General features: G+C 63.7%; 18 protein-coding genes. 10 read left to right on the plus strand and 8 right to left on the minus strand.

What is annotated here, in order from left to right; genetic code table 11:
• The first annotated feature begins 12 nt into the window (after window positions 1-12).
• From J2X67_RS20625 to J2X67_RS20635, 3 genes are all read left to right on the plus strand, one after another.
• On the plus strand, window positions 13-897 hold the full coding sequence (locus tag J2X67_RS20625) for a pirin family protein (RefSeq protein WP_309955970.1): 885 nt from the start codon (window positions 13-15) through the stop codon (window positions 895-897).
• A 78-nt stretch (window positions 898-975) separates the two neighbouring features.
• Window positions 976-2,094 carry a flavodoxin family protein gene (locus J2X67_RS20630; protein WP_309955972.1) on the plus strand — a complete coding sequence of 373 codons (1,119 nt, stop codon included), beginning with the start codon at window positions 976-978 and terminating at the stop codon, window positions 2,092-2,094.
• A gap of 149 nt (window positions 2,095-2,243) precedes the next feature.
• Window positions 2,244-2,813: a Spy/CpxP family protein refolding chaperone gene (locus J2X67_RS20635; RefSeq protein WP_309955974.1), complete on the plus strand. Its 570-nt coding sequence runs from the start codon at window positions 2,244-2,246 to the stop codon at window positions 2,811-2,813.
• A gap of 93 nt (window positions 2,814-2,906) precedes the next feature.
• Here the strand turns inward: J2X67_RS20635 and J2X67_RS20640 are convergent, their stop codons facing one another.
• Entirely contained in the window at window positions 2,907-3,335 is a 429-nt protein-coding gene (locus J2X67_RS20640; RefSeq protein ID WP_309955976.1) for a serine/threonine protein kinase, read from the minus strand.
• A gap of 241 nt (window positions 3,336-3,576) precedes the next feature.
• Between J2X67_RS20640 and J2X67_RS20645 the strand changes: the two genes are divergently transcribed.
• Genes J2X67_RS20645 through J2X67_RS20655 form a run of 3 tightly spaced genes read left to right on the plus strand, consistent with a single transcriptional unit; the run spans window position 3,577 to window position 6,657 of the window.
• Entirely contained in the window at window positions 3,577-4,359 is a 783-nt protein-coding gene (locus J2X67_RS20645; RefSeq protein WP_309955978.1) for an endonuclease/exonuclease/phosphatase family protein, read from the plus strand.
• Between the two features lie 14 nt (window positions 4,360-4,373).
• The gene (clsB, locus tag J2X67_RS20650) at window positions 4,374-5,645 is read left to right on the plus strand and encodes a cardiolipin synthase ClsB (RefSeq protein ID WP_309955980.1); all 1,272 of its coding nucleotides are present in this window, start codon (window positions 4,374-4,376) and stop codon (window positions 5,643-5,645) included.
• Between the two features lie 55 nt (window positions 5,646-5,700).
• Window positions 5,701-6,657: a lysylphosphatidylglycerol synthase domain-containing protein gene (locus J2X67_RS20655; protein ID WP_309955982.1), complete on the plus strand. Its 957-nt coding sequence runs from the start codon at window positions 5,701-5,703 to the stop codon at window positions 6,655-6,657.
• An 8-nt stretch (window positions 6,658-6,665) separates the two neighbouring features.
• Here the strand turns inward: J2X67_RS20655 and J2X67_RS20660 are convergent, their stop codons facing one another.
• On the minus strand, window positions 6,666-7,241 hold the full coding sequence (locus J2X67_RS20660) for an acyloxyacyl hydrolase (RefSeq protein ID WP_309955985.1): 576 nt from the start codon (window positions 7,239-7,241) through the stop codon (window positions 6,666-6,668).
• 233 nt (window positions 7,242-7,474) lie between these two features.
• Between J2X67_RS20660 and J2X67_RS20665 the strand changes: the two genes are divergently transcribed.
• Window positions 7,475-7,945, plus strand: a complete 471-nt coding sequence (locus J2X67_RS20665; protein ID WP_309955986.1) for a polyhydroxyalkanoate granule-associated phasin — start codon at window positions 7,475-7,477, stop codon at window positions 7,943-7,945.
• A gap of 12 nt (window positions 7,946-7,957) precedes the next feature.
• On the opposite strand, the gene J2X67_RS20670 is transcribed toward J2X67_RS20665, so the two are convergent.
• From J2X67_RS20670 to J2X67_RS20680, 3 genes are all read right to left on the minus strand, one after another.
• A complete protein-coding gene (locus tag J2X67_RS20670; protein ID WP_309955988.1) occupies window positions 7,958-9,205 on the minus strand; it encodes a metallophosphoesterase in 1,248 nt (415 codons plus the stop codon).
• Between the two features lie 130 nt (window positions 9,206-9,335).
• The gene (locus J2X67_RS20675; protein WP_309955990.1) at window positions 9,336-9,821 is read right to left on the minus strand and encodes a hypothetical protein; all 486 of its coding nucleotides are present in this window, start codon (window positions 9,819-9,821) and stop codon (window positions 9,336-9,338) included.
• Between the two features lie 134 nt (window positions 9,822-9,955).
• The gene (locus J2X67_RS20680) at window positions 9,956-10,477 is read right to left on the minus strand and encodes a hypothetical protein (protein WP_309955992.1); all 522 of its coding nucleotides are present in this window, start codon (window positions 10,475-10,477) and stop codon (window positions 9,956-9,958) included.
• Window positions 10,478-10,773: 296 nt separating this feature from the next.
• Between J2X67_RS20680 and J2X67_RS20685 the strand changes: the two genes are divergently transcribed.
• Window positions 10,774-11,040, plus strand: coding sequence for a hypothetical protein (locus tag J2X67_RS20685; RefSeq protein WP_309955994.1), 267 nt, complete (start codon window positions 10,774-10,776; stop codon window positions 11,038-11,040).
• A gap of 320 nt (window positions 11,041-11,360) precedes the next feature.
• Entirely contained in the window at window positions 11,361-12,332 is a 972-nt protein-coding gene (locus tag J2X67_RS20690; RefSeq protein WP_309955995.1) for an alpha/beta hydrolase, read from the plus strand.
• Between the two features lie 241 nt (window positions 12,333-12,573).
• On the opposite strand, the gene gyrB is transcribed toward J2X67_RS20690, so the two are convergent.
• From gyrB to dnaA, 3 genes are all read right to left on the minus strand, one after another.
• On the minus strand, window positions 12,574-15,198 hold the full coding sequence (gyrB, locus tag J2X67_RS20695) for a DNA topoisomerase (ATP-hydrolyzing) subunit B (RefSeq protein ID WP_309955997.1): 2,625 nt from the start codon (window positions 15,196-15,198) through the stop codon (window positions 12,574-12,576).
• Between the two features lie 134 nt (window positions 15,199-15,332).
• Entirely contained in the window at window positions 15,333-16,439 is a 1,107-nt protein-coding gene (gene dnaN / locus J2X67_RS20700; protein WP_157611122.1) for a DNA polymerase III subunit beta, read from the minus strand.
• Window positions 16,440-16,528: 89 nt separating this feature from the next.
• The gene (dnaA, locus tag J2X67_RS20705; RefSeq protein WP_126749323.1) at window positions 16,529-17,908 is read right to left on the minus strand and encodes a chromosomal replication initiator protein DnaA; all 1,380 of its coding nucleotides are present in this window, start codon (window positions 17,906-17,908) and stop codon (window positions 16,529-16,531) included.
• Window positions 17,909-18,227: 319 nt separating this feature from the next.
• Between dnaA and rpmH the strand changes: the two genes are divergently transcribed.
• The gene (rpmH, locus tag J2X67_RS20710; protein ID WP_007834827.1) at window positions 18,228-18,362 is read left to right on the plus strand and encodes a 50S ribosomal protein L34; all 135 of its coding nucleotides are present in this window, start codon (window positions 18,228-18,230) and stop codon (window positions 18,360-18,362) included.
• The last annotated feature ends 14 nt before the right edge of the window (window positions 18,363-18,376 follow it).

An 18,376-nucleotide genomic window follows, 5' to 3' on the forward strand; every position in this document is an offset into this window, starting at 1 on the left:
CACCATGGCCGCATGACGAATGCAAACCACCCCACCGATCCCGTGGCCACGCCGCGCGGCATCGACCACATCGTGGCCGGTGTTTCCACCAGCGACGGAGACGGCGTCAAACTCACCCGCGTGCTGCAGCAGCCGCTGCAGAAAAGGCTCGACCCCTACCTGATGCTCGACGCCTTCGGAAGCGACAACCCGGGCGACTACATCGGCGGCTTCCCGAGCCATCCGCACCGGGGCTTCGAAACCGTCACCTACATGATTGCGGGCCGCATGCGCCACCGGGACAGCGCGGGCCACGAGGGGCTGCTGCAAAACGGCGGCGTGCAGTGGATGACGGCCGGACGCGGGCTGGTGCACAGCGAACTGCCCGAGCAGGAAGAAGGCCTGATGGAAGGCTTTCAGCTTTGGCTCAACCTGCCTGCCAAGGACAAGATGCGCGAGCCTTGGTATCGCGACATCCAGAGCGAGGAAATTCCCGAATACACCACCGCTGCGGGCGTTCATGTGCGCGTGATTGCCGGCGAAAGCCACGGCATCGAGGGCGCGGTGCGGCGCGAACACACCGAGCCGCTGTACCTCGACATCACCCTGCCGCCGGGCGCCGAGTTTGCCCAGCCGCTGCCCGACGACCACAACGTGCTGGTGTATGTGTACCGCGAGTCGGTGTGGATCGCGGGCAGCGAGGTGCCCACGCGCCGCATGGCCATTCTTGCCAACGACCCCGGCAGCGACGGCGTGGTGCTGCGCGCGGGTGCAACCAACCACAGCCCTGCGCGCGTGCTGCTGATTGCCGGCAAGCCGCTGAACGAGCCCATCGCGCAATACGGCCCCTTCGTGATGAACACGCAGGAGCAGGTGAAAGAGGCCGTGCACGATTTCCAGAACGGCAAGTTCGGATGACGGTGTAGTCGCCGGCCTACCGAAAATCGGCACCGCCCGCAGGTCACAGGCGTTGGCGCGCGGCTTAGATTGGCCGTCATGGCCCCCAGCACGCCCCGCCCCACCCCCACGACAGCCACCAGCAAAGCTCCCCAGGTTCGCAAGGGACAGGCGCCCGACACGTTGAAGCGCGAGCAGTTTCATGAGCGCTTCATGCAGCCGTTTCTCGACCCGGCCTTCGAGGCCGAGAAAGAGGCATTGCAGCGCATCGAGCTCGTTGCGTGGGAGGCCTACCAGGAGGGCCGCAAGGCGCCCGTCACACGCAAGGCCGGCCCCGGTTATGCCGATCCGGACTACGACCTTTCGGTCGACTGGCTCGAAGCCAAGGCGCGCATCGATGCCGCCCAGGCTGCATGGCGCAGCCCGCAGACGCGGTCGCGCGTACTGTTGGTCAATGGATCGCCGCGCAACGACGGCACCTGCCCCGGCGAAGTTTCGAAGACCTGGCGGCTGGTGCAGCTCGCGCGCGAAGTGCTCGAGGGTTGCGGCATCGAGGCCGACGTGCTCGACCTGAGCCTGCTCACCTCCGAATACGGGCGCCATATCCATCCCTGCAAAGGCTGCGTCTCCACCGCCATGCCGCTGTGCCACTGGCCCTGCAGCTGCTATCCCAATCATTCGATGCGCCAGACCGGCGACTGGATGAACGAGATCTATGAACGCTGGGTGGCCGCGCATGGAGTGATGCTGTTCACGCCCACACATTGGTACCAGGCGGCCAGCCCCCTCAAGCTCATGATCGACCGCCTGGTGTGCGCCGACGGCGGCAACCCCGATCCCACCAGCACCCACGGCAAGAAGCCCGAGGAAGCCAAGGCGCTCGAACTCGAGGGCTGGGGCTATCCCAAGCACCTGAATGGGCGCGTCTATGGCGTGGTGGTGCACGGCGACGTGGCAGGCGTGGAGAGCGTGCGCCGGAACCTGTCGGACTGGCTCGACTGGATGGGCCTCATCGATGCCGGCCCGCAGGCCCGCCTCGACCGCTATATCGGCTACTACGAGCCGTACGCCACCAGCCATGACGCCCTGGACGCCGATGAGGACGTGCAGGAAGAGGTGCGCAACGTGGCGCGCGCCGTGGCGCTTGCGGTCGGCGAGATGCGCACCGGCAAGCTGCAATTGCCCGATCGTGGATTGAAGCCCCCAAGGCCCAAATAAGTCACACCGCAAGGGCCTCCGAGCCCATGCGGTTCATGATTCTTTACGCACGCTCACTTCCGGCTCACCTGGGAGATACAGAGGTCTTCCACACTTCGCTTCACCTGCTGCCCATTGGCGGCAGGCTTCTTCGAAAGGAAGCACTTTTCATGATCTCTCTTCGCCAACGCATTGTTTGGGCCAGCCTTCTCGGTTCGGCCGCCCTCGCCTCCTCGGGTGCCTTTGCGCAGGCTCCGGCTGCGCCCGCCACGTCTTCCGCGCCGGCCGCCGCCGTTGCGCAAGCAGATGCCGCAGCGCCCAAGGCGCAGCACAAGCGCATGGATCCGGCACAGCGCATGGAGCGCATGCAGGAGCATCGCGCCAAGCGCCTGGCCGCGCTGAAGGAAAAGCTCAAGCTGACCTCCGCCCAGGAAGGCGCATGGACCAGCTTCACCTCGGCCACGCAGCCGCCGGCCGGTGCCCGCCCGCAGCGCATGGACCGTGCGGAATTTGCCAAGCTCACCACGCCGGAGCGCCTGGAACGCATGCAGGCCCGCCAGGCCGAGCGCAGCGCAAGGTTCGCCAAGCGCGCCGAAGCCACCAAGACCTTCTACGCCACGCTGACGCCCGAGCAGCAGAAGACCTTCGACGCGGAAACGGTGCATGCTGGCATGCACGGCCATCGTGGCCACCGCGGCGGCCATGGCCCCGACCACTCGGCAGCGCCCGCCAAGAGCTGAGCACGAGTGCCTGAACGCAGCGCCTGAAAAGGCGCATGCATCAAAAAGCCCGCCATGCATGCGCATCGGCGGGCTTTTTTCGTACACGGTGTTTTATTGCGGTGTACCCGTCTTTTCAGTCGGGTTCGTCGGCACGTCCGGCCGTTCGCCCTTCTGGCCGAACTGGGGCTTGGTCTTGCGGGCCTGCTGGCTCACCTCGGCGCGCGACATTTCGCCAGTGGGCCGCGGCATGGCATTGGGTTGTGCGTTGACCGTGGTGCTGGCTTCGCCCTTGGGCACCGGGTTGTTGGCGTTGTTGCGGTTGTGGGCGCGGGCCTCGGCCTTCACGGCTTCGCGCGAATTGGGCATGCTCGCATCGGGCCGCTGCGGCGGGTTGGGCACGCCGGAAGGCGTTTGCGTGCTGGCCTGGCCGCCGACGGCCGGGTCGGGCTGGGCGGGTATCGAGGTGGCTTGCGCCATGGCGGCGCCGGCGGTGGCCATCAGGCCGGCCAGCACCGTGGCTCGAAGAATTGCGTGCTTCATGGTGTGTTCCTTTGCTTGTCTCGACGGATGAACGAAGTGGAGAGACGGACCTATGGACCTGGACCTTTTTCTGGGCCCTGAAATCACCGTAGGAGGCCCGCAATGGCGCAGGTGTCGGGGTGGGGCAGGCCTGCCTGTAGGAACTGGCGCCCCTGTCGCGAAGGCCGGCGGCAAAGCCTGTGAATAAGGTGGCGCGTTCCTACAGGCGCCGGCGGCGCGGCAACGTACAACGGCAAGACCGATGTCTTCCTCACCGATTCCACTCGCCGCCGCTTCGCCGACCTCGATCAAGGTGATGACCGTGAACACCCACAAGGGCTTCACTGCACTCAACCGCAAGTTCATTCTTCCGGAACTGCGGGATGCGGTGCGCACCGTGGGCGCCGACGTTGTGTTCCTGCAGGAAGTGCTGGGCACCCATTCGCGCCATTCGCGCAAGGTGAACAACTGGCCCGAGGCACCGCACTACGAATTTCTGGCCGACACCATGTGGCCCCAGTTCGCCTACGGGCGCAATGCCGTGTACCCGCGGGGGCATCACGGCAACGCGGTGCTTTCCAAATTTCCGATCGTGCATTACCGCAACCACGACGTGTCGGTGGCCGGCCCTGAAAAGCGCGGGCTGCTGCACTGCGTGATCCGCCTGCCCGGCCGCCCCATCGACGTGCATGCGATCTGTGCGCACCTGGGCTTGGCAGAGGCGCACCGGCAGCAGCAGCTGGAGCTGCTTTGCCACATCGTGCGCGACGAGGTGCCTGCCGATGCGCCGCTGATCGTCGCGGGCGACTTCAACGACTGGCGCGGCCGTGCCCACCGTGTGCTCGAAGAAGGCGCCGCCTTGCGCGAGGTGTTCGTCAGTGCGAACGGCTCGGCTGCCAAGACTTTTCCGTCGCGCTTTCCGCTGCTGTCGCTCGACCGCATCTATGTTCGCAACGCCGGAGTGCATGCGCCGGTGGTACTGCCGCGCAAGCCCTGGTCGCACCTGTCGGACCATGCGCCGCTGGTGGCGAACATCGACCTTTGAAGATGGTGGCGGACATGGACCAGAGAGCCCGCTGGGTGGGTGGCAACAGCATCTCGCTGCTCGAGAACGGCGAGGAGTTTTTTCCGCGCGTGTTCGACGCCATTCGCGAAGCGAAGCGCGAGGTGATCATCGAAACCTTCATCCTCTTCGAGGACAAGGTGGGCATGGCGCTGCATGCCGCCATGCGCGCGGCGGCCCAGCGCGGCGTGAAGGTCGACGTGCTGGTCGACGGCTTCGGCTCGCCCGACCTGTCGCGGGAGTACATCGAAGAACTGAGCTCGGCCGGTGTGAAGATGCGCGTTTTCGACCCGGGCAAGCGCATCCTCGGCCAGCGGCTGAATGTGTTCCGCCGCATGCACCGCAAGATCGTGGTGATCGACGGTGAGCTGGCCTTTGTGGGCGGCATCAATTATTCGGCCGACCACCTGCTCGACTTCGGGCCCAAGGCCAAGCAGGACTACTCGGTAGAACTGCGCGGGCCCATCGTGGCGCAGATCCACCAGTTTGTGCTGCGTGCCATTGCGCTCGGCGACAAGGGGCCGCGCTGGTTCCGGCGCCGTCTCAAGCAGGCGCCGCCGGTCGCGCGGGAATCCGTGGGCGAAGTGGAAGCGATGTTCGTCACGCGCGACAACCGCCGCCACACCAACGACATCGAGCGGCAGTACCTGGCCGCGATTCGCGTCGCGCGGCGGCGCATCGTGATTGCCAATGCGTATTTCTTTCCGGGCTACCGGCTCATCAAGGAACTGCGGCGCGCCGCGCGGCGTGGCGTGGATGTGCGGCTCATTTTGCAGGGCGAGCCCGACATGCCGATTGTCAAGACGGCTGCGAGCATGCTCTATCACCACCTGCTGCATGCGGGCGTGCGCATCTTCGAATATTGCGACCGGCCGCTGCACGCGAAGATTGCGCTGATCGACGACGAATGGACCACGGTGGGCTCGAGCAATCTCGATCCGCTGAGCCTTTCGCTCAACCTCGAAGCCAACGTGATCGCGCGCGACAAGGCGTTCAACGAGCTGCTGTGGCAACGCATGGACACGCTCATGCGCGAGAGCTGCAAGCTGATTCGCGAGGACGACCTGGCGAGCGAATGGAGCGGCTGGCGGCTGGTGCGCAGCTTCTTCATCTTTCACTTCTTGCGCTGGTATCCGTCGTGGCTGGGCTGGTTGCCGCGCCAGGTGCCGCGGCTGACGCTGGCCGAAGCCACCGATCTTGCCGAAAAGCGCGAGCAGCGCGAAAAGGCCGGCGAGAACGGCGCCACCCAGACCACGGAAGCCGCATGAACCGGCAGGCCGCTCGCCCGGCGACCACGGCTGCGAATTGCGCGGCGGCTTTTCGATGAGCACCATGAGCCTCGCGCACCGCCCCTGGTGGCCGTGGATGCGTCGCATCGCGGTCTGGAGCTTCTTCGGCCTTATTGCATGGCTGCTCGTGAGCCAGGCCCGCGCCATCGACTGGCAAGAGGTGTTCGACGCAATGCGCTCGCTGCCCGCCTCCACGCTGCTGCTGGCGGGCGCGCTTGCCGCGGGCAGCTTTGCAACCTACAGCACCTACGACTTGCTGGGCCGCTACCTCACCCGCCACCGGCTTCGCGCGGCGAGCGTGATGGGCGTGACCTTCATCAGCTATGCCTTCAACCTGAACCTCGGCTCGCTGGTAGGGGGTGTGGCGTTCAGGTATCGGCTGTATTCGCGCCTGGGCCTTTCGAACGAAACCATCACCCGCGTGCTCGGCTTCAGCATGCTGACCAACTGGCTCGGCTACCTGGTGGTGGCGGGCGCGGCCTTCTGCTTCTGGCCGATGGACTTGCCCGAGGAATGGAAGATCGACAACGGCGGCTTGCGGATTCTTGGCGCGGCGCTGCTGCTGCTGGCCGCGGCCTATCTTGTGCTGTGCGCGTTTGCCAGCGGGCGCGTCTTTCGCATACGGCGCTATTTCTTCAAGGTGCCTGCCCTGCGCATGGCGCTGCTCCAGTTGGCGATGTCGTGCCTGAACTGGTCGCTGATCGGCGGTGTGATCTGGGTGCTGCTGCAGGGGCAGGTGGCCTACCACCAGGTGCTCGCGGTGCTGCTGGTGGCTGCGGTGGCGGGCGTGGTCACGCACGTGCCTGCTGGCCTTGGCGTGCTGGAAGCGGTGTTCATTGCCCTGCTCTCGCACCAGGTGGCGCAAGGCAAGATGCTGGGCGTGCTGCTGGTCTACCGCGGGCTTTATTACCTGCTGCCGCTGGCGGTGGCGACCGTGGCTTACTTCGTTACCGAGCTGCGCACCCGGCGCCGGCGAGCGATGCCGCGCTGAACGGGTTGCTAGAAGTGGTACGTGTAGCGCAGCCGGACAAAGTTTTCGCCCGGGTTCGGCTTCTTGATGCCGGCGTTCGAAAAATGCTGCACACGCAGCGAGAGTTCGTGCTTGCCGTTCTCGCCAAAGCTGCGCCCCACGCCCAGCACCTCCGTGAACTGGAATGCGGTGCTGAAGGTGCGGTCCGGCGTCTTGTACAGATGGTCCATCACCGTGCCGCCTACGCCGGCTTCGGCAAACCAGAGCGAATTGCCCGCGCCGAAGCGATAGCGCCAGGTGTAGATGGCACCAATCTGCGTGTAGCTGCGCGGACCGCTGTCCAGCGCCGGCGCATGCCACTGGCTGACGAACAAGTCCCAATAAGAGGTCAGCGCGCCTTCATGCACCGGCTGGCGCAGCGACCAGGGCAGCGTTACCCCTACCGTGGCCGAATTGGTGGCCCCTTTGTCGCCGTGCGGTGCACGGCCGCCCTCGAAGTAGAAGCCGCGTGCGCTGTCTTCGAACGCATGAGCTTCAGTGCCCATCAGGCCAAGAAGGCCTGCGAACACCGCAGCCCCGAGGAACGCGGAAGGAGGTACTTTCATGATGTGGTTTTTGAAAGCAAATTATGGAAAGGAAAGAAATAATTACTTTCCGCTCCGTTTCGCGCCTCAGGCCGAGGCTATTGCCATATCGCAAAGTAGGACTTGTTCAACATTCCTGCAGAGTTGATTTTGTTGCAGTGCAGCAATTCGGACGCCTGCGGGCCTATAGTTGTGTTCATTCCTCTTCATAGATCGGTCCCCGTCCCATGTCGTCTCTTACTTCTGCTGCCCGCTTGGCGAACCCGCTGATGCTGTGGGCCGACCTGGCCTTGAAGACCCACGAAACACTGCTGTCTTCCGGCTCGGTCATCCACATGCGCACCCAGCGCATGGCCAAGGCGGGGCTCGCGCCGAACCCGGCCGATCTTGCGGAGTTCCAGCTCATGGGCGACGAAAAGCTTGCTGCCGCGGGCGAAGCAGGCGCTGCGATGGTCAGGCAATGGCACAGCAGCCAGGTTTCGCTCTCGAGCCGCGTGCTGCAGCAATGGCTTCTGAGTGCGGGCGCTTTTCTTTCGATGACCGGCAGCATCACGCCCGCGCAGGCGGCGGTGCGGGGCGATGCATTCGTCAAGGCCACGACCCGCGCGGTCAGCACGACCGGCCAGCTCTCCGGCACGGCGGTTCGCATTGCGCGCGAAGGACTCAAGCCGATTCACGCAGCAGCGACCTCGAATGCCCGGCGCCTGGCCGAGCTGCGCGCCTGACGCAAAAAAGCGTCAGCCGCGTGCAGGCACCAGCGTGACCAGGGTGATTTCGGAAGGCGCGCCAAAGCGCTTGGGCGGCCCCCAGTAGCCGGTGCCGCGGCTCACGTAGATCCACATGTCCTGCAGCCGGTGCAGGCCGGCGGTAAAGGGCTGCTGCATCGGCACGAACAGGTTCCACGGAAAGAACTGTCCGCCATGCGTGTGGCCCGACAGCTGCAGCTGGTAGCCGGCCCGGGCCGCGAGCGGCGCACTGCGCGGCTGGTGGGCAAGCAGCACGCGCGTGTGCACCAGCGGCGGCGCGTCGTACAGCGCAAGATGCGGATCGCTTTCATGCGCGGCATCGAAATGGCCGGCGGTGAAGTCGGTCACCCCGGCAAGCACCAGCTGGCTTTCGAACAGCTCTTCGTCGTTTTGCGCGCCCCGCACATTGCGCGTCTGCAGCACCACGTGCTCGTTGAGCAGCACCTTCAGCCCGAGCCGGCGCAGCTCGTCGATCCATGCATGGGCGCCGGCGTAGTACTCGTGGTTGCCGGTGACCACGAAGGTACCGTGCCGCGCGCGAAGGCCGGCCAGGGGTGCAATGTGCTCGCGCAACTCGGCCACCGTGCCGTCCACCAGGTCGCCCGTGATCGCGATGGCGTCGGCGCCGAGGCGGTTCACCGCGTCGACGATGCGCTGGATGTAGTCGCTCCTGATCGTCGGGCCCACGTGGATGTCGCTGAGCTGCGCAATCGTGAAACCTTCGAGCGCGGAAGGCAGCCCCTGGATGGGAATCTCGACGCGCTTGATGGCCGCGGTGCGGCGCGCATTGAGAAAACCCACCAGCGACGCCAGCGTTGCCACCACAGGCACGGCCATGGCGCTCCACGGCAGCACCGAGCCCCAGGACACATGCAGGCCGGCCCCCGCGCTCGCAAGCCAGGTGAGCAACAGGCCCACGTCGCGCAGCAGCGTCAGCACGAACATCGAAGAGAACCAGCCCATGCTGATCAGCCCGGTCCACTTGAGCGCTTCTTTCAGCGAAGCATTGCGCTCGGAGCGGCGCGAAACGAACGGCAGCGGAATCGTGAAGGCCGAAACGGCGAGCGCGGCAAGCGCCAGCGGCCAGGCGGGGGTGAGCATGGCCAGCGCGGGCACCAGGCGCAGCGCAATGTAGACATGCAGGAGCGCGGTGAGGACGCTCAGGGGACGTATCGGCATTGGGGCAATGGGAACGGGCACTGCCCGGGATGCAGCATCTGCAAGGCGCATGCCGCGCATTCAAGACGCCAGCCCGGCCGCCGATCGCTATTTTTTCTGTAGCGCCAGTGGCCCGGATAGCAGGCGCTGCCGGTGATTCATCCGCTGAACTCTACGGCCCGGCGGGCGGCTTGCCGGTGGCACGCGCGCGCTACTGCACCGAGTGCGTGCCGGCAGATGCCATGTCGGTGCCCGCCGGCCACACGAATGCCACCTTCGCGGGCGTACCCGGCAAGACACGGAGCGTTTGCTTCAGCGTGTTTCCCTGCAAGCGAGCCTCCACTTCATAAGTGCCGGGATCGAGTCGCGCCACCATGAACGGGCCGCCCGACACCACGTTGTCGATCAGCGCGGCGCCCTTGCTGTCGCGCACCGTCACGTGAACGTCGGCCGCGAACTCGGCGCCTTTGTGGTCCTTGATGGCAAATTCGAAGGTGGCCGGCCAGCGCGGTGCCACCGTTTCCATCAGTTGGGCTTCGTCGCTGCCGATGCCGCCGCTCATGTACTCGATGCCGTGCGTCATGTAGATCGGCGGGTTGACCGTTGCATGCGCCGAAGAAAGCGCCGCAAGAAGAACGGCGCCGCACAGTGCAGCAGCCGCAAGGGGCCGTCTGCGAGATGAAATCAGGGTGGTCATGGTCTGAGTCCTTTCTTGCTTGTCTGCGTGGCAAAGAGCCACGCCGCCACTCTGCGGCGCGCGCCTTAGACAAGGCTTAACAAGGAAGGACCGGCACCCAGGGCCCGGCCAGAGCCGGGGGGCCAGGACAGTGCCTAGCGGGCCGCGGATGTCTGCGCAAACGCCTGCGTTTGCGGTGCAGGCGGCAGCACCGAGGCCATGTCGAAATTCGAGGGCCACATGAAAACCGCGCGGGCCGGCACGCCGACAATGACGGTCAGCGTCTGCGTGATCGTCAGGCCGCCGAGCGTCACGTTCACGTCGTACGCGCCGGGATTGAGCCGGGCGAGCATGTAGGGGCCGTTCGACTGCGCTTCCATCACGGGCCGGCCGGTGTACTTTTCGCGCACCTGAACCGCGGCCCGCACCGGAAAATTGCTCTTCTGCGTGCTTTCGTTAATGCCGAACTCGATGGTCGCGGCCCAGCGCGGCGACACCATCTGCATGAACGAAGCCTCGGCCTTGCTCGTGCCCCCGCACATGTATTCGACGCCTTGCGCCATCTGTATGGGCGGGTTCGAGAACGCATGGGCCGATGTGGTCATCGCCCCCAGAAATGCTGCTGTGCCGCCCAATACCAACGCAGCCATCGGCTGCCGGAGACGCAAAAGGTTCATTGCTTCGATGTCCTCGATCATGGGTGACGTGAATCCGTCGAGGATTTTGCTTAGCAAGAGTCGGGCTAGATATAGCGTTTACGAGGAACGATCCTCGCGAAAGTATTGAACGCTATTGTTTTAATAGCTCGTGACGCCCCTATGACGGGCCGCCCAGCCGTTTTCGGCCTTCGTCTATGTGAAAACCCTGAGAGGGGTGCCGTACGCCCGATCCGGCACGTTGCAGGTGGCCGGCGCCTACACCGGTGCATCGCCTCGCTTGATATGAAGAAGTTCGTACAGAAAAGGAGCTTCCAATGAACATCGGATCCAAGATCGAGGCAGTCAAGAAGATGGATGCGCAGCGGCCGGACTTTCCGGGCGAGCACCTCGCCGTTCTGGGGGCGGGCGTGCTGCTGCTGCTGACGGCCGGGCGCAGCCGGTCGCTGGTGCGCCGGGTGGTGGCGGGCGCGGCTGGCGGCGCACTGGTTGGCCGCGCGGCCAGCGGAACGGGCGGCTTGGCGCGGGTCGCCCGCGTGTTGCAGGGCGGCATTGGCGGCAGGCGCGCAATGCGTATGCCGTAACCGGAACCGTCACATCAATTCGCGGTAAATTTTGCTGGCGTCAGTCATTGAATTAAATCAATGTAAAGTATTTGCTTGAATTAGACGTTCGAGCGTTTTTTTTCCAGCAATTCCCCCGAGCTTGGATCGTGAAAGATATCTCGATCTCGGCTCAAAAAATCACCCCGGATCGCGGGTTCACATAAGCGGCGGCAAAGCGAATCTAGACTCGCGGAGGGCTAATTTATTACGCCCTTCGCGCCGCTTTTTTGTGGCTTTCCGAGACAGTCAAGAGCCGGCCACAAATATCGTTTGTCGGCCCGCTCCGGGGAGGTTTTCTGGTGACGATCAGCCGACGTAATTTCAATGCAGCCGGGTCCATTTTTTCAGTCTTGACCCTCGCCGGCTGCGGCGGAGGAGGAAGTGGCGAGGGCGGCAATGCCGTCTGGCCCATTGCTCCTTCGCCCGCTCCCAAAGCCGAGACTTCGGGGTTCGCTTCCGTGAACGGAAAAAACCTTTACCACGTGAGCTCCGGCAAGGGGGTTCCAATCGTCTTCATGCACGGCGGCCTGGGCCTGGATCACCAATACTTCCGCCCTTTCATCGATCCGCTTGCCGACCACGCCCGCATCGTTTGCTACGACCAGTTGGGACAAGGCAAATCAGACCGCCCGGCCAGCTATGACGAGCTGACCCTTGAGCGCATGAGCGCCGATTGCAACGCATTGACCAAGGCGCTCGGCATCGACAAGTTCGTTCTTGTCGGCCACTCGTTCGGTGGTTTTGTAGCGCTCGATTTCGCGCTGCGGTTTCCTGATCGCCTTTCGGGCCTGGTTTTGTCGTGCACGGCGGCAGACACCGCATCTTTCGTTCAGCGCAATCCGGTCGGCGGAACGCCTGACCAGCAAGCGGCCCTGGGCCAATTGCTGGCAGCTCCAGTCGCGAGCGATGAGGATCTTCGTAAAAAATGGACCGCCGGCGCGCCTTTGTATTACAACAATGCAACCCCGCCGGCCGGGGTTATCGCAGACGTCGATCAAAGGACAACTTATTCAGGCGCGGCGTTCAATCGCGGCAACCAGCTTCTGGCCGACTACAACTTTGTTTCGCGACTGTCGTCCATCAATGTTCCCACGTCGGTTAACTATGGCTCGGGTGATATCTGGCGTTTTGGGGATGACGAAAAGCTGGCAAAGAACATTCCGGGCGCCGCGCTGAAGTATTTCGCCAATAGCGGACACTGGCCGTTTCAAGAAGAGCCGGCGGAGTTCATTCGATATATGCGCAGCTTCATTGCTGGTCTCCCGGCTTGAAGCCGTGAATTCAGAACAGGCGTGCAGCGCTCGGCGCGCCTGATGGCCTGCCTGTAACCGGATGGGCGTGTGGTGGTGGATATTCTGGGGGCAGGGGCAGTAGCTCCCAATCCTCGGTAGAGGCCCCGAAGAAATCCAGGCCAGAGTTGGGCTTGGAATAAAAAAAAAGCGCCCAGCATTGCTGGGCGCTTTTTCGTTTTTACAGCAGCTGTTCGCGGCGGCGACCTAGCTGCCGTGCTTGCTACACGTCGATATTCGCAGCCCGCAACGCGTTCTGCTCGATGAACTCGCGGCGCGGCTCCACCTCGTCGCCCATCAGCATCGTGAACACGCGATCGGCTTCGATCGCGTCGTCGATCTGCACGCGCAGCAGGCGGCGCACGGTCGGGTCCATGGTGGTTTCCCACAGCTGTGCGGGGTTCATTTCGCCCAGGCCCTTGTAGCGCTGGCGCGAGGTAGCGTTTTCGGCCTGGCCGATGAGCCACTTCATCGCAATGCGGAAGTCGGCCACTTTTTCTTCCTTGGCACGCTCGCCTTCGCCGCGGCGGACGATGGCGCCGTCAGTGCTCAGGAGGTTGCGGAAGGTGTTGGCGGCTTCGGCGAGCGCAGCGTAGTCGGCGCCGTGCACAAAGTCTTGCGTGAGCACGCTGCTCTTGATGTTGCCGTGGTGGCGGCGGCTGATGCGCAGCAGCGGCTTGTCGGTGCGGGCGTCGAACTCGCTGCTCACTTCGGCGGGCACGCCGGTTGTGTTGAGTTCGCGCAGCTTGGCTTGCAGCGCCACGGCCGAGGCTTCGGCCGCGGGCGTGGTGTCCAGGTCGAGCGCCACGCCGTCGGCAATGGCGCGCAGCGCCTCGGCATCCATGAAGTTGCGCAGGCGCGCAATCACGGCTTCGGCCACCTGGTGCTTGCGCGCCAGTTCGGCCAGGGTGTCGCCGCTCAGCGTGGTCGAGTTGGGGCCGCCGGTTTCGATGCTCGCGTCCTTCAGGGCTACCTTCAGCAGGAAGGCGTCCAGCGCGGGGCCGTCCTTCAGGTACTGCTCTTCCTTGCCGACCTTCACCTTGTAGAGCGGCGGCTGCGCAATGTAGATGTGGCCGCGCTCGACCAGCTCGGGCATCTGCCGGTAGAAGAACGTGAGCAGCAGCGTGCGGATGTGGGCGCCGTCGACGTCGGCGTCGGTCATGATGATGATGCGGTGGTAGCGCAGCTTGGCAACGTTGAAGTCGTCGGCCCCGCCGCCCGCGGTGGTGGCGCCGGCGCGGCCGATGCCGGTGCCCAGTGCCGTGATCATGGTGAGAATTTCGTTGCTGGTGAGCAGCTTCTCGTAGCGCGCTTTTTCCACGTTCAAGATCTTGCCGCGCAGCGGCAGGATGGCCTGGAACTTACGGTCGCGGCCCTGCTTGGCGGAGCCGCCGGCGGAGTCGCCCTCCACCAGGTAGACCTCGCACAGCGCGGGGTCCTTTTCCTGGCAGTCGGCCAGCTTGCCTGGCAGGCCCATGCCGTCGAGCACGCCCTTGCGGCGCGTCATTTCGCGGGCCTTGCGCGCGGCTTCGCGGGCGCGGGCGGCCTCGATGATCTTGCCGCAGATGATCTTTGCGTCGCTTGGGCGCTCTTGCAGGTAATCGGTGAGCAGGCGCCCGACGATGTCTTCGACCGGCGCGCGCACTTCGCTGGACACCAGCTTGTCCTTGGTCTGGCTCGAGAACTTGGGCTCGGGCACCTTCACGCTCAGCACGCAGCACAGGCCTTCGCGCATGTCATCGCCGGTGACCTCGACCTTGGCCTTCTTGGCCAGCTCGTTTTCTTCGATGTACTTGTTGATGACGCGCGTCATTGCGGCGCGCAGGCCCGTGAGGTGGGTGCCGCCGTCACGCTGCGGGATGTTGTTGGTGAAGCACAGCACCTGCTCGTTGTAGCCGCTGTTCCACTGCATGGCCACTTCCACGCCGATGTGCGTGCCAGGAATGCCGCCGTAGGTGTCGGCCGGCTTTTCGCCCGCCGCGTAGAACGAGTTCGGATGCAGGACGGTCTTGCCCTTGTTGATGAATTCGACAAAGCCGCGCACGCCGCCTGCGCCCGAGAAGTCGTCTTCCTTGCCGGTGCGCTCGTCCTTCAGGCGGATGCGCACGCCGTTGTTCAGGAAGCTCAGCTCGCGCAGGCGCTTGGAGAGGATTTCGTAGTGGAAATCGTTGTTCTCCTTGAAGATCTCCGTGTCGGGCAGAAAGTGCACCTCGGTGCCGCGCTTGTCCGTGTCGCCGATGATCTTCATGGGCGAGACCTCGAAACCGTTCACGGTTTCGAGCAAACGGTTCTGCACGAAGCCACGGCTGAATTCGAGTTCATGGATCTTGCCCTCGCGGCGCACCACCAGGCGCAGCATTACGCTCAGCGCGTTCACGCAGCTCACGCCGACGCCGTGCAGGCCGCCCGACACCTTGTAGCTGTTCTGGTTGAACTTGCCACCGGCGTGCAGCTCGGTCAGCGCAATTTCGGCAGCCGAGCGCTTGGGCTCGTGCTTGTCGTCCATCTTCACGCCCGTGGGAATGCCGCGGCCGTTGTCGGTAACGGAAATCGAGTTGTCGCTGTGGATGGTGACGACGATGTCGTCGCAGTGGCCGGCCAGCGCTTCGTCGATGGAGTTGTCGACCACTTCGAACACCAGGTGGTGCAGGCCCGTGCCGTCGGAGGTGTCGCCGATGTACATGCCGGGGCGCTTGCGCACCGCCTCGAGCCCTTCGAGGATCGTGATCGAGCCTTCGCCGTAGCTGGTGTCGGCGGGCGTGATCTCGATCGGCACCGCACTCTCGATCTCGGGCGTATAGACCGGTTCGGTGTGGGGTACTTCGGGCTTGTTTTCTTCTGCACTCATTCGGATATTCCTCTATCTCTCACGGCATTCACGGGATTTTTCGGGCCTTTGGGGCCTGCTTTTCCTGCCTCTTGAAAGCGCAAACCCGCGGAGGGCCGCGGGCTGTCTGCGCAAGGCGCTGTGTTTTCTGTCTTCTAGATTCGCATCGGCATCACGACATATTTGAAGGATGCGTTCTCGGGGATGGTTAAAAGGGCGGAGCTGTTGGAGTCGGCCAGGTCCAGCTTGACCATGTCCTGGCCCATGTTGGCGAGGGCATCGATCAGGTAGGTCACGTTGAAGCCGATCTCGATGGCGTCGCCGCCGTAGTCGATGTCGAGCTCGTCCTGCGCTTCTTCCTGCTCTGCATTGTTGGACGCAATGCGCAGGGTGCCGGGCTCGATGTTGAGGCGCACGCCCTTGAACTTTTCGCTCGTCAGGATGGCGGTGCGCTGCAGGCTGGCCAGCAAAGGGGCGCGGCCGAGCGTGACGCTGTTCTTGTGGTTCTTGGGAATCACGCGGTTGTAGTCGGGGAACTTGCCCTCGACCAGCTTGGTGACGAACTCCATGCCGCCAAAGCTGAACTTGGCCTGGTTGTTTGCAAACTGCATCTCGATGGCGCCTTCGGCATCAGACAGCAGGCGCTGCATTTCGAGCACGGTCTTGCGCGGAAGAATGACCTCTTGCCGCGGCACCTCGACGTCGAGCGTGGCCGACGAAAACGCCAGGCGGTGGCCATCGGTGGCCACCAGGCTCAGCTGCTTGCCTTCGGCCACGAACAAGATGCCGTTGAGGTAGTAGCGAATGTCGTGCACGGCCATGGCAAAGGAGACTTGCGAGAGCAGGTCTTTCAGCGTCTTTTGCGGCACGCTGAACACGGGGCCGAAATTGGCGGCCTCTTGCACCAGCGGAAAGTCTTCGGCCGGCAGCGATTGCAGCGTGAAGCGGCTCTTGCCGCCCTTGAGCACCAGCTTGCTCGCGCTCGATTCAAGGCTCACGGTCTGGTCGGCCGGCATGGTGCGCAGGATGTCGATGAGCTTGCGCGCGCCGATGGTGGTGGTGAAGTTGCCTTCGTCGCCGCCAAGCTCAGCCGTGGTGCGGATCTGGATCTCGAGGTCGCTGGTTGTGAGCTGCAGCTGGCCGCCGGTCTTGCGAATCAGCACGTTGGCCAGGATAGGCAGGGTATGGCGCCGCTCCACGATGCCCGCCACCGATTGCAGCGCGGCGAGGACTTTGTCTTGGGTTGCCTTCAAAACGATCATGTCTTCTTCCTCTTCTCTTATCTCTTTGAATCCGCTTGTAAGACGCCATTCTCCGCCGTTGCGGGTGGCTTTCTTGATGACATCCGGGGTCAGCCCTTGAGCGTTTGTTCGAGCACGTGGAGTTGCTGGTTCAGTTCGGTGAGCTGCTGGCGCTCGCCCGAGATCTTGCGCACCGCATGCAGCACCGTTGTGTGATCGCGCCCACCGAACAGCTCGCCGATTTCGGGCAGGCTCTTCTGGGTGAGTTCCTTGGCCAGGTACATCGCGATCTGCCGCGGCCGCGCAATGCTGGCCGGGCGCTTCTTGCTGTACATGTCGGCGACCTTGATCTTGTAGTAGTCGGCCACCGTCTTCTGGATATTTTCGACCGAGATCTGCCGATTCTGGATCGACAGCAGGTCGCGCAGCGCCTCGCGCGCCAGGGCAATCGAGATTTCTTTCTGGTTGAAGCGCGAATAAGCCAGGATCTTGCGCAGCGCCCCTTCGAGCTCGCGCACGTTGGAGCGCACGTTCTTGGCAACGAAAAAGGCGACTTCTTCCGGCATTTCGGCCGATTCGGCGCGCGCCTTGTTGATCAGGATGGCCACGCGCATTTCAAGCTCGGGCGGCTCTATGGCCACCGTCAGGCCCGAATCGAAACGCGAAACCAGCCGCTCGTGAATGTCGGCCAGGCCCTTGGGATAGGTGTCGCTGGTCATCACGATGTGCGACTTCTTGGCCAGCAGGGCCTCGAACGCATTGAAGAATTCTTCTTGCGTGCGGTCCTTGTTGGCGAAGAACTGCACATCGTCGATCAGGAGCAGGTCGAGCGAGTGGTAGCGCTCCTTGAACTCGTCGAAAGTCTTGCGCTGGTATGCCTTGACCACATCCGACACGAACTGCTCGGCATGGATGTAGAGAACTTTGGAATCGGGCCGGTCGGCGAGCAGCCGGTTACCCACAGCATGCATCAGGTGGGTCTTGCCCAGGCCGACGCCGCCGTAGATGAACAGCGGGTTGTACAGATGCCCCGGCATGCCGGCCACGTGCATGGCGGCAGCGCGCGCCATGCGGTTGGCCGTGCCCTCCACCAGCGTGTCGAAGGTGAGGCCCGAATTAAGGCGATTCTTGAAACCTGCAGCGGCCGGCTCCTCGCCGGGACCGGCCATGTCGCGCGGCACATCGGTTTCTGCCATCACGGCAATGGGTGCAGACCGCACGGGGGCTTCGCGCGGAGCAAGCGCTAACTCTACGGCCACCGGCTGGCCGTACATCTTCTCGGCCATGGCGGCGATCTTGCCGGCGTACTGGGCGCGGATCCAGTCGAGCTTGAAGCGGTTGGCAACGAACACCGTCATGCGCGAAAGGTCGTCGGTGACCTGCGCTGTCAGGGGTTTGATCCAGGTATTGAATTGCTGCTCGGACAGCTCCTGCGCGAGCTGGTCGACACAGGCTTGCCAGAGGCTTTCACCGATGCCGTCAGTCGACATGGGTGCTTGAAAAAGTGGTTCGTCCCTCGTCCATTTTTTGGTATATGTATTGTGGATATTCTCTGCTGCAAGGCGGCCCGCATTCTAACTTGTCAAAACCTTATCCACATCCCCCCGGGCACCACGCAAAGGCCCGCAAAGTTACTCGATGTTTGGTGTTGGGCCGAATGTTTGCGATAATTGCGGGTTTCCCTGAAAACCTCATTGCGTCTTTCGGGGGTCATCCGAAAAACGCTCCCAGCGCCCGCCTGTCCGATCTGGCCTTTCAAGGCCTCGTTGGCCACGGTGGATATCGGGGGAATCAGCAGGAAATCTCATCATGAAACGCACTTACCAAGCTTCCAAAGTCCGCCGCGCCCGTACCCACGGCTTTCTGGTCCGCATGAAGACCCGTGGCGGCCGCGCCGTCATCAACGCACGCCGCGCCAAGGGCCGCAAGCGCCTGGCCGTCTGACGGCAGTTCCTCTG

The sequence above is a fragment of the Variovorax sp. 3319 genome, assembly GCF_031456585.1.
GTDB lineage: Bacteria > Pseudomonadota > Gammaproteobacteria > Burkholderiales > Burkholderiaceae_C > Variovorax > Variovorax paradoxus_P.

Excerpts from the sequence above, each read along its gene's own strand:
- J2X67_RS20625 (WP_309955970.1), top strand. The coding sequence starts at position 13 with ATGACGAATGCAAACCACCCCACCGATCCCGTGGCCACGCCGCGCGGC.
- J2X67_RS20630 (WP_309955972.1), top strand. The coding sequence starts at position 976 with ATGGCCCCCAGCACGCCCCGCCCCACCCCCACGACAGCCACCAGCAAA.
- J2X67_RS20635 (WP_309955974.1), top strand. The coding sequence starts at position 2,244 with ATGATCTCTCTTCGCCAACGCATTGTTTGGGCCAGCCTTCTCGGTTCG.
- J2X67_RS20640 (WP_309955976.1), bottom strand. The coding sequence starts at position 3,335 with ATGAAGCACGCAATTCTTCGAGCCACGGTGCTGGCCGGCCTGATGGCC.
- J2X67_RS20645 (WP_309955978.1), top strand. The coding sequence starts at position 3,577 with ATGTCTTCCTCACCGATTCCACTCGCCGCCGCTTCGCCGACCTCGATC.
- clsB (WP_309955980.1), top strand. The coding sequence starts at position 4,374 with ATGGACCAGAGAGCCCGCTGGGTGGGTGGCAACAGCATCTCGCTGCTC.
- J2X67_RS20655 (WP_309955982.1), top strand. The coding sequence starts at position 5,701 with ATGAGCACCATGAGCCTCGCGCACCGCCCCTGGTGGCCGTGGATGCGT.
- J2X67_RS20660 (WP_309955985.1), bottom strand. The coding sequence starts at position 7,241 with ATGAAAGTACCTCCTTCCGCGTTCCTCGGGGCTGCGGTGTTCGCAGGC.
- J2X67_RS20670 (WP_309955988.1), bottom strand. The coding sequence starts at position 9,205 with ATGCGCGGCATGCGCCTTGCAGATGCTGCATCCCGGGCAGTGCCCGTT.
- J2X67_RS20675 (WP_309955990.1), bottom strand. The coding sequence starts at position 9,821 with ATGACCACCCTGATTTCATCTCGCAGACGGCCCCTTGCGGCTGCTGCA.
- J2X67_RS20680 (WP_309955992.1), bottom strand. The coding sequence starts at position 10,477 with ATGAACCTTTTGCGTCTCCGGCAGCCGATGGCTGCGTTGGTATTGGGC.
- J2X67_RS20685 (WP_309955994.1), top strand. The coding sequence starts at position 10,774 with ATGAACATCGGATCCAAGATCGAGGCAGTCAAGAAGATGGATGCGCAG.
- gyrB (WP_309955997.1), bottom strand. The coding sequence starts at position 15,198 with ATGAGTGCAGAAGAAAACAAGCCCGAAGTACCCCACACCGAACCGGTC.
- dnaN (WP_157611122.1), bottom strand. The coding sequence starts at position 16,439 with ATGATCGTTTTGAAGGCAACCCAAGACAAAGTCCTCGCCGCGCTGCAA.
- dnaA (WP_126749323.1), bottom strand. The coding sequence starts at position 17,908 with ATGTCGACTGACGGCATCGGTGAAAGCCTCTGGCAAGCCTGTGTCGAC.
- rpmH (WP_007834827.1), top strand. The coding sequence starts at position 18,228 with ATGAAACGCACTTACCAAGCTTCCAAAGTCCGCCGCGCCCGTACCCAC.